Raw genomic sequence first — 1,905 nt, 5'->3', positions numbered from 1 at the left:
AGAACGTCGAATTCGGTTTGCGGCTGCGCAAGATGCCGGTGCATGAACGGCGCCCGATCAGCATGGAGTGCTTGCGCAAGGTCGGCCTTTCCGAGGCGGCGCACAAGCCTGTGTATGAACTGTCGGGTGGCATGCAGCAGCGCGTGGGCGTGGCCCGCGCGATAGCCTCTTCACCGCAGGTCATGTTGCTCGACGAACCGCTCGGCGCACTCGACGCATTCACTCGCGAGTCGATCCAGACGTTGCTGCTCGATCTCTGGAACGATTCGAAGCGCGTGTTCTTTTTTATTACGCATGACGTGGAGGAAGCGTTGTTTCTCGCGACGCGGCTGATCGTCATGGCGCCAAATCCAGGGCGCATTGTGCACGAAATGCAACTGCCGTTCGCGAAGCGCTTCCTCGAGACGCGCGATGCTCGCGGCACCAAGGCGAGCGCGGACTTCATCGCCACGCGTGAACGCGTTCTCACGATGGTTCACGAAACCTCGTCGGGAGGCGTTCATTAATGGCGTCTACTCAAACCAAAGTGCTCACGGCTCCCGTAGTTGTTGACGCGGCTGACGCCCGCGCCCGAACGAAGTCGCGGGCGAAGCGCGCACACACGTATGGCGCGCTTGGCCAGGGCAGCACCTGGCAGATCAGTCTCGCGACCACGCTTGTCTTGCTCGTGTTGTGGTGGCTGGCCACGCGGCTTGGCTGGATCAAGCCGCTGTTCTTGCCCTCGCCCAAAGCAACATTCGATGCGTTTATCGGCGCGGTCAAGGGCAATACGCAGGGCGATACGCCGCTCTTACAGCACGTCAGCATCAGCGTGTTCCGTGTCCTCGCAGCATTTGCGCTTGCCGTGGTGACGGCCGTTCCGGTCGGGATCGCGATGGGCACGTCGTGGATCGCGCGGGGTATCGCGGACCCGATCATCGAGTTCTACCGGCCGCTGCCGCCGCTCGCCTACTTGCCGTTGATCGTGATCTGGCTGGGAATCGATGAAAGCGCGAAGATCACGCTGATCTACCTCGCATGTTTCGCCCCGCTTGCGATGGCTTCGAAGGCGGGCGTGCGATCGGTGGCCGTCGAGCAGATCAATGCAGCCCGGTCGCTTGGCGCCACGCGGTGGCAACTGATCCGGCTTGTCGTATTGCCTGCCGCAATGCCTGAAATCCTGACCGGAATGCGCATCGCGATCGGCTTCGGCTGGACTACGCTGGTTGCAGCCGAGATGGTCGCGGCGACCGCAGGCCTCGGGCAGATGGTGTTGAATGCATCGAACTTTCTTCGCACGGACATTGTGATCATGGGCATTGTCGTGATCGGTGTCCTGGCATATTGCTTCGATATCCTCATGAGGCAAGCCGAGCGCCTGCTGACGCCGTGGAAGGGCAAGATGTAAGTATTGTCAGCCGGCTTAAATCTATTCGTCATACGAGAAACCTGACCCGGAACCATTGGCCGGCATCACGTCGGCCGCACTTCAGCAATACCGAATAGAGGCCGGTTTGCCGCGTTAATCGACCAATCCAGTTTGGCCGCGTTCGATAAAGTACAAAAACTCCTTCAAGGAACGAACGTGACCACCAATCCTTCCCCTAAGCAAATTGCGGCAAGCCTGTTGAATCTCGACGGATATACGCCGGTTTCGGCGGACACATGGCCCGCTACGCAGACAGGTCTGTTGAACGAACTCGGGTCGACCGCCGAATCGTTTTGGGCCGAGATCAACGACTTCCTGGCGCTGTCGAAAGCAGGTCATGCCGATGACGCCGCCCACGCGCTCGACGGTGTCCTGGTTTCGCTGAACAACATCAATGCATATATCGACCGCTTGATCGCCATCTGACCGGCGACCTCATCGCCAACAAGGCTCCCGCACGTTTGCATCGACGGCGCAGAAAGTGCGGAGGCCGCTGC

At 60.0% G+C, this 1,905-nt stretch carries 3 protein-coding genes; all 3 read left to right on the top strand.

Going from position 1 to position 1,905, the window contains the following annotated elements; genetic code table 11:
• The coding region (locus WCA53_RS15005) for an ATP-binding cassette domain-containing protein (RefSeq protein ID WP_423911614.1) at positions 1 to 506 on the top strand (506 nt) is incomplete at its 5' end.
• Positions 506 to 1,387 (top strand): ABC transporter permease subunit, encoded by an 882-nt coding sequence (locus WCA53_RS15000; protein WP_423911611.1) that lies wholly within the window; start codon positions 506 to 508, stop codon positions 1,385 to 1,387. The genes WCA53_RS15005 and WCA53_RS15000, both read left to right, overlap by 1 nt.
• A 177-nt stretch (positions 1,388 to 1,564) precedes the next feature.
• Positions 1,565 to 1,834, top strand: coding sequence for a hypothetical protein (locus WCA53_RS14995; RefSeq protein ID WP_423911608.1), 270 nt, complete (start codon positions 1,565 to 1,567; stop codon positions 1,832 to 1,834).
• Positions 1,835 to 1,905 lie beyond the last annotated feature (71 nt).

The sequence above is a fragment of the Caballeronia sp. genome (assembly GCF_049581465.1).
Classification (GTDB): Bacteria; Pseudomonadota; Gammaproteobacteria; order Burkholderiales; family Burkholderiaceae; genus Caballeronia.
This window is presented reverse-complemented; position numbering and strand designations above follow the sequence as displayed.